This window comes from Stenotrophomonas humi (assembly GCF_001431415.1).
GTDB classification, from domain to species: domain Bacteria; phylum Pseudomonadota; class Gammaproteobacteria; order Xanthomonadales; family Xanthomonadaceae; genus Stenotrophomonas; species Stenotrophomonas humi.
Map to the genome: position 1 here is coordinate 1 of NZ_LDJI01000047.1, position 7,038 is coordinate 7,038.

General features: G+C 64.6%; 6 protein-coding genes. All 6 read left to right on the top strand.

The features are described from left to right. The first annotated feature begins 62 nt into the window (after positions 1 to 62). The 6 genes from ABB26_RS17610 (at position 63) to ABB26_RS17635 (ending at position 6,874) form a co-directional block, all read left to right on the top strand. A complete protein-coding gene (locus tag ABB26_RS17610) occupies positions 63 to 1,253 on the top strand; it encodes an argininosuccinate synthase (RefSeq protein ID WP_057636018.1) in 1,191 nt (396 codons plus the stop codon). 191 nt (positions 1,254 to 1,444) lie between these two features. Then, complete coding sequence (locus ABB26_RS17615; RefSeq protein WP_057636019.1) at positions 1,445 to 2,542, top strand: acetylornithine deacetylase; 1,098 nt, start codon at positions 1,445 to 1,447, stop codon at positions 2,540 to 2,542. Between the two features lie 72 nt (positions 2,543 to 2,614). Continuing rightward, on the top strand, positions 2,615 to 3,943 hold the full coding sequence (locus ABB26_RS17620) for an acetylglutamate kinase (protein ID WP_057636020.1): 1,329 nt from the start codon (positions 2,615 to 2,617) through the stop codon (positions 3,941 to 3,943). A gap of 3 nt (positions 3,944 to 3,946) precedes the next feature. Continuing rightward, positions 3,947 to 4,546, top strand: coding sequence for a GNAT family N-acetyltransferase (locus ABB26_RS17625; protein ID WP_057636021.1), 600 nt, complete (start codon positions 3,947 to 3,949; stop codon positions 4,544 to 4,546). Beyond that, entirely contained in the window at positions 4,543 to 5,499 is a 957-nt protein-coding gene (argC, locus tag ABB26_RS17630; RefSeq protein ID WP_057636022.1) for an N-acetyl-gamma-glutamyl-phosphate reductase, read from the top strand. Before ABB26_RS17625 ends, argC begins: the two co-directional genes overlap by 4 nt. 76 nt (positions 5,500 to 5,575) lie before the next feature. Next, positions 5,576 to 6,874, top strand: coding sequence for an argininosuccinate lyase (locus ABB26_RS17635; protein ID WP_057636023.1), 1,299 nt, complete (start codon positions 5,576 to 5,578; stop codon positions 6,872 to 6,874). The last annotated feature ends 164 nt before the right edge of the window (positions 6,875 to 7,038 follow it).

The following is a 7,038-nucleotide window of genomic DNA, read 5'->3' on the forward strand; positions in this document are numbered from 1 at the left end:
CTCCCCAACCCCTCCCCCGGAGGGAGAGGGGCTTAAAGATCAAAACCAGAGACTTCTTCCCCATGAGCAAAGACATCGTCCTCGCCTTCTCCGGCGGCCTCGACACCAGCTTCTGCGTGCCGTATCTGCAGGAACGTGGCTACAACGTGCACACCGTGTTCGCCGATACCGGCGGCGTGGATGCCGAAGAGCGTGACTTCATCGAAAAGCGTGCGGCCGAACTGGGCGTCACCAGCCACGTCACCGTCGATGGCGGCCCGGCGATCTGGGAAGGCTTCGTCAAGCCGTTCGTCTGGGCGGGCGAGGGCTACCAGGGCCAGTACCCGCTGCTGGTGTCCGACCGTTACCTGATCGTGGACGCCGCGCTCAAGCGCGCTGCCGAACTGGGCACCAACATCATCGCCCATGGCTGCACCGGCATGGGCAACGACCAGGTGCGTTTCGATCTGGCAGTGAAGGCACAGGGCGACTACGTGATCGTCGCGCCGATCCGTGAAATCCAGAAAGAACACACCCAGACCCGCGCATACGAGCAGAAGTACCTGGAAGCGCGCGGCTTCGGCGTGCGTGCCAAGCAGCAGGCCTACACCATCAACGAGAACCTGCTGGGCCTGACCATGTCCGGTGGTGAGATCGACAAGTGGGAAGCCCCGGGCGAAGGTGCACGCGGCTGGTGCGCACCGCGCAGCGCGTGGCCGATCGAGCCGCTGACCGTGACCCTGAAGTTCGTCGAAGGCGTGGCCGTCGAGCTGGATGGCAAGGCGCTGCCGGGTGAGCAGATCCTGGCCAAGCTCAACAAGCTGTTCGCGCAGTACGGCGTCGGTCGCGGTGTCTACACCGGCGACACCGTGATCGGCCTGAAGGGCCGCATCGTGTTCGAAGCACCGGGCCTGGTCTCGCTGCTGGCCGCACACCGCGCGCTGGAAGACACCGTGCTGACCAAGCAGCAGAACCGCTTCAAGCCGGAAGTCGCACGCAAGTGGGTGGAGCTGGTGTACGAAGGCTTTTACCACGACCCGCTCAAGACCGACGTCGAAGCCTTCCTGCAGGCATCGCAGGCCAAGGTGACCGGTGAAGTGGTGTTGGAAACCCGCGGTGGCCGCGTCGACGCGGTGGCCGTGCGTTCGCCGCACATCCTCAATGCCAAGGGCGCCACCTACGCGCAGTCGGCGGACTGGGGCGTGGAAGAAGCCGAAGGCTTCATCAAGCTGTTCGGCATGAGCTCGACGCTGTACGCGCAGGTCAATCGCTGAGTGCTGCTTGAAGCCTGACGCCTGATGCACAAAGCCCCTCTCCCGCTTGCGGGAGAGGGGTTGGGGTGAGGGGCTTTGGCTTGATGAGATTCAGAAGCACAAAGCCCCCATCCGCCCTTCGGGCACCTTCCCCCGCATGCGGGAGAAGGGATGCCTTCAATCACTGACCTGATGACCTGCCGCTGCCCACCATGACGACCTTGCTCGAATCCACCCTGCAGCACCTTGAAGCCCTGGTGTCCTTTGACACCCGCAATCCGCCGCGTGCGATCACCACCGGTGGCATCTTCGACTATCTGCACGCCAATCTGCCGGGCTTCAATGTCGAGGTGATTGATCACGGCGCCGGTGCGGTCAGCTTCCATGCGGTGCGTGGCAACCCGAAGTATCTGTTCAATGTGCACCTGGATACCGTGCCGGATTCCCCGCACTGGTCCGCCGATCCGCACGTGATGCGTCGATTGGATGACCGTGTGGTCGGCCTGGGCGTGTGCGATATCAAGGGCGCAGCGGCTGCATTGGTCGCTGCCGCCAATGTCACCGATGGCGATGCTGCCTTCCTGTTCTCCAGTGACGAGGAAGCCAATGACCCGCGTTGCATCGCAGCCTTCCTGGCGCGTGGCATCGCGTATGAAGCGGTTATCGTCGCCGAGCCGACCATGAGTGAAGCGGTGCTGGCGCACCGTGGCATCAGCTCGGTGCTGATGAAGTTCAAGGGCCGTGCCGGGCATGCGTCCGGCAAGCAGGATCCGTCCGCCAGCGCGTTGCACCAGGCGATGCGCTGGGGCGGCAAGGCGCTGGAGCATGTCGAGTCGCTGGCGCATGCGCGCTTTGGTGGCTTGACTGGCCTGCGTTTCAACATCGGCCGTGTCGACGGCGGCATCAAGGCCAACATGATCGCGCCGGAAGCAGAGCTGCGCTTTGGCTTCCGTCCGCTGCCGTCGATGGATATCGATGCGCTGCTTGGCACGTTTGCCGGTTTTGCCGAGCCACAGGCTGCGCATTTCGAAGAAACCTTCCGCGGGCCGAGCCTGCCGTCGGGTGATATCGCGCGCGCTGAAGAGCGCCGTCTGGCCGCCCGTGACGTTGCCGACGAACTGGGCCTGCCGATCGGCAACGCCGTCGATTTCTGGACCGAGGCCTCACTGTTCTCGGCCGGTGGTTACACCACGATGGTGTACGGCCCGGGCGACATTGCCCAGGCCCACACCGCTGATGAGTTCGTCACGCTGGAGCAGTTGCAGCGTTACGTCGAGTCGGTGCACAGCATCCTGCAGCGCGGCGCCTGAGCCGCAGTGGCCCGGCGGCCCACCGCCGGCTTCTCCCCCGCGACCGTTGTGGTCGCCTTGTAGACGCAAGCAATGTCCCCAGCCATGCAACCCCATCGCCAGACCCGCCAGACCATTGTCCGCCTGCTTTCGAGCATGGCCAGTGCGAAGGAAATCAGTCAGTACCTCAAGCGTTTTTCGCAGCTTGATGCCAAACGCTTCGCCGTGGTCAAGGTGGGTGGCGCGGTGCTGCGCGACGATCTGGAGGCGCTGACCTCGTCGCTGTCGTTCCTTCAGGAAGTCGGCCTGACCCCGATCGTGCTGCACGGCGCCGGCCCGCAGCTGGACGCCGAGTTGTCGGCGGCAGGCATCGAGAAGCAGACCATCAACGGCCTGCGCGTGACCACGCCGGAGGCGTTGGCCATCGTGCGCAAGGTGTTCCAGCAGTCCAACCTCAAGCTGGTCGAGGCGCTGCAGCAGAACGGTGCGCGCGCCACGTCCATCACCGGTGGCGTGTTCGAGGCCGAATACCTGGACCTGGAGACGTACGGGCTGGTGGGTGAAGTGAAGAAGGTGAACCTCGCCCCGATCGAAGCCAGCCTGCGTGCCGGTTCGATTCCGGTGATCACCAGCCTGGGCGAGACGGCGAGCGGGCAGATCCTCAACGTCAATGCCGATTTCGCCGCCAACGAACTGGTACAGGAACTGCAGCCCTACAAGATCATCTTCCTCACCGGCACCGGCGGCCTGTTGGACGAGGAAGGCGCGCTGATCTCGTCGATCAACCTGTCCACCGAATACGACCAGCTGATGGCGCAGCCGTGGATCCACGGTGGCATGCGGGTGAAGATCGAGCAGATCAAGGATCTGCTGGACCGCTTGCCGGAAGAATCCTCGGTGTCGATCACGCGCCCGGCCGATCTGGCCAAGGAGCTGTTCACGCACAAGGGTTCGGGCACGCTGGTGCGGCGCGGCGAGAAGGTGATCAAGGCGACCTCGTGGGATGAGCTGGATACCGCGCGACTGAAATCGCTGATCGAGTCCAGCTTCGGCCGCACCCTGGTGCCGGATTACTTCGAGAAGACCAAGCTGCTGCGCGCCTATGTCAGCGAGAACTACCGCACCGCGGTGATCCTCACCGACGAAGCCGAAGGTGTGTACCTGGACAAGTTCGCCGTGCTCGACGACGCGCAGGGCGAAGGCCTGGGTCGCGCGGTCTGGAACGTGATGCTGGAAGAAACCCCGCAGCTGTTCTGGCGCTCGCGCAATGGCAACCCGGTCAATCATTTCTATTACGCCGAGTCCGATGGCTGCTACAAGCAGGGCCATTGGAAAGTGTTCTGGTTCGGCGCCGATGGCTTCGAGCGGATCCGTACCTATGTTGAACACTGCGCTGCGCGCAGCCCGAGCCTGGAGGGCTGAACCATGAATCACGCCGATTGGACCAAGGTGCCGACGCTGGCCGGATCGCATGCACGGCTGGAGCCGTTGCAGATGGCCCACATCGATGGTCTGCGTGGCGCGCTTGGCGATGGCAGGCTGTCCGATCTCTGGTACACGCAGGTGCCCAGCGCAAAGACCATGACCGGCTATGTCCAGGCCGCGCTGCAGGCGCAGGCTGAAGGCAGGGTGCTGCCGTTCGTGGTGTTCAATGCAGCCGATGAAATCGTCGGCACCACCCGCTACTACGGCCTTGAAGCGGATGTACCCAGGCTGAGCATCGGCTATACGTGGTACGGCGAAGCGGCGCAGCGCACCGGCATCAACACCGAGGCAAAGCTGATGCTGCTCAGCCACGCCTTTGAAAGATTGCAGTGCCTGAGCGTGGTGTTCGAAACCAGCTGGTTCAACTTCAATTCACGCACCGCAATTTCGCGCCTGGGTGCCAAGCAGGACGGCGTGCTGCGCAATCACAAGCGGCATGCCGATGGCACCCCGCGTGACACCGTCATCTTCTCCATCATCGATGCGGAATGGCAGGGCGTGAAGCGCCACCTGCAGCACCGCTTGGACGCACACGCATGAATGTTCCCCAGTCCTTCACCGTCGGCATCGTTGGCGCCCGTGGTTACACCGGCACCGAGTTGATCCGGCTGCTGGCTGCGCACCCGCATATCGAACTGGCCTTCGTGTCGTCGCGCGAACTGGCCGGTCAGCGCGTGGCCGATCACAACGACGCCTACCAGGGCGAGCTGCGCTACGAAAGCCTGGACGCCGACGCGGTCGCCGCCAAGGGCGTGGACGCGGTGGTGCTGGCATTGCCGAACGGCAAGGCCGAACCGTTCGTGGCGGCGCTGGATGCAGCGAAGCCGGACACGGTGATCGTCGACCTGTCCGCAGACTACCGTTTCGACAACAGCTGGTACTACGGCCTGCCGGAGCTGACCCGCAACCGTTACGACGGGCAGAAGCGGATCAGCAACCCGGGCTGCTACGCCACCGCGATGCAGCTGGCGATCGCGCCGCTGTTGTCGCAGCTGGCAGGGCCGCCCACCTGCTTTGGCGTGTCTGGGTGGTCGGGTGCGGGCACCACGCCGTCGGACAAGAACAACCCCGAGCTGCTGCGCGACAATCTGATGCCGTACGCGCTCACCAACCACGTGCATGAGCGCGAAGTGGCCACCCAGCTTGGCGTGCCGGTGGAGTTCATGCCGCATGTGGCGCCGCATTTCCGTGGCATCACCATGACAGTCAACCTGTGGCTGCAGCAGCCGCTCAAGCGCGAGGAGATCGTCGCGTTGTATGAGCAGCGTTATGCGGGCGAGCCGTTGGTTGAAGTGGTCGATGAAGCGCCGTGGGTGAGCCGCATCGCAGGCACGCATGGCGTGCAGATCGGTGGTTTCACCATGGCGCCTGGCAACAAGCGGGTGGTGGTGGTGGCGACCATCGACAATCTGCTCAAGGGCGCGGCCACGCAGGCGCTGCAGAACCTCAATCGCGCGCTCGGGCTGGACGAGTTGACTGCCATTCCGCATTGACGACCTTCGTGGATGCGGCCAAGGCCGCTCCTGCAAGCTCGCCCATAGCAAACCTTTTCGATTCCGAGAAACCACCATGACCAACCTGCTCTGGCAGAAACCCGGCGTCGCGGTCGACGCGAAGATCCAGACCTTCCTGGCCGGCGACGACGTCATCCTCGACCGGGAGTTCTTCCTGCATGACATCCAGGCCAGCACCGCGCATGCGGAAGGACTGCAGCACATCGGCATTCTGTCGGCCGACGAGCTGGCCGCGCTCAAGCGCGAACTGGCGACGCTGGCCGACGACTTCCGCAGCGGTGCGTTCGTGCTGGACGAGCAGTATGAGGATTGCCACTCGGCGATCGAAGCGCGCCTGACCGAGCGTCTGGGCGATGCCGGTCGCAAGATCCACACCGGCCGCAGCCGCAACGACCAGATCCTCGTGGCCACGCGGTTGTGGCTGAAGGAAAAGCTGGAGCGCGTGGCGCAGATCAGCACCGAAGTGGCCAAGGTCGCGTTGGACCGGGCTGCCGCCGAGCAGATGCAGCCGTTGCCGGGCTACACCCACATCCAGCGCGCCGTGGTGTCCTCGGCGGGCATGTGGTGGGCGGGGTGGGCCGAAGCCTTCATCGACAACGCCATTCGCGCACGTGACACGCGCGCCCTGATCGACACCAATCCGCTGGGCACGGCGGCCGGTTACGGCGTCAACCTGCCGCTGGATCGTGAACACACCACCGCCGCGCTGGATTTCGCGCGCATGCAGATCAGCCCGATCTACGCGCAGCTCTCGCGTGGCAAGTTCGAGCTTGCCGCACTGGAAGCCCTGGGTGGCGCGACGCTGGACCTGCGTCGCATCGCCTGGGATCTGTCGCTGTTCACCACCGGCGAGTTCGCCTTCGTGGCGCTGCCGGCGCAGTACACCACCGGCAGCTCGATCATGCCGAACAAGCGCAACCCGGACGTGATCGAACTGATGCGTGCTACCCATGCCAGCGTTGCGGCAGCGCGTACCGAGATCGAGCAGCTGCTGTCGCTGCCGTCGGGTTACCAGCGTGACCTGCAGAATTCCAAGGGCGCGATCGTGCACGGCTTTGGTCGTGGCCTTGCTGCTCTGGAACTGCTGCCGGCGTTGTTGTCGAACCTTGATTGGCGCGACGACCATATCCGTGCGGCGATCGATTCGGGCATGTACGCCACCGACGTGGCAGTGGAAGCGGCCGTGGCGGGCGTGCCGTTCCGCGATGCGTACAAGGCCGCTGCCGAAGCGGCAGACACTGCCGGGCAGGGGCGTACGCCCGAAGGCAGTCTGGCTGCGCGCGTGTCGCCCGGTGCGGCGGCGGATCTGAGGTTGGATGAGCTGCGTGTGCGCTGGGAGGCGTTGCAGGATTGATGAATGAAACGCGGGCGCCGAAGGGCGCCCGTGTTGGTTTGGCTCCGGCTCCGGCTCCGGCTTGAGCCCCTCTCCCGCCTGCGGGGCGATGCGGGCTCGCTTGCGAACCACTGGTTCGCAGCCCGTTGAGCGCTCTTGCGCCCGCGCAAGGGCCGGGGCGCGGA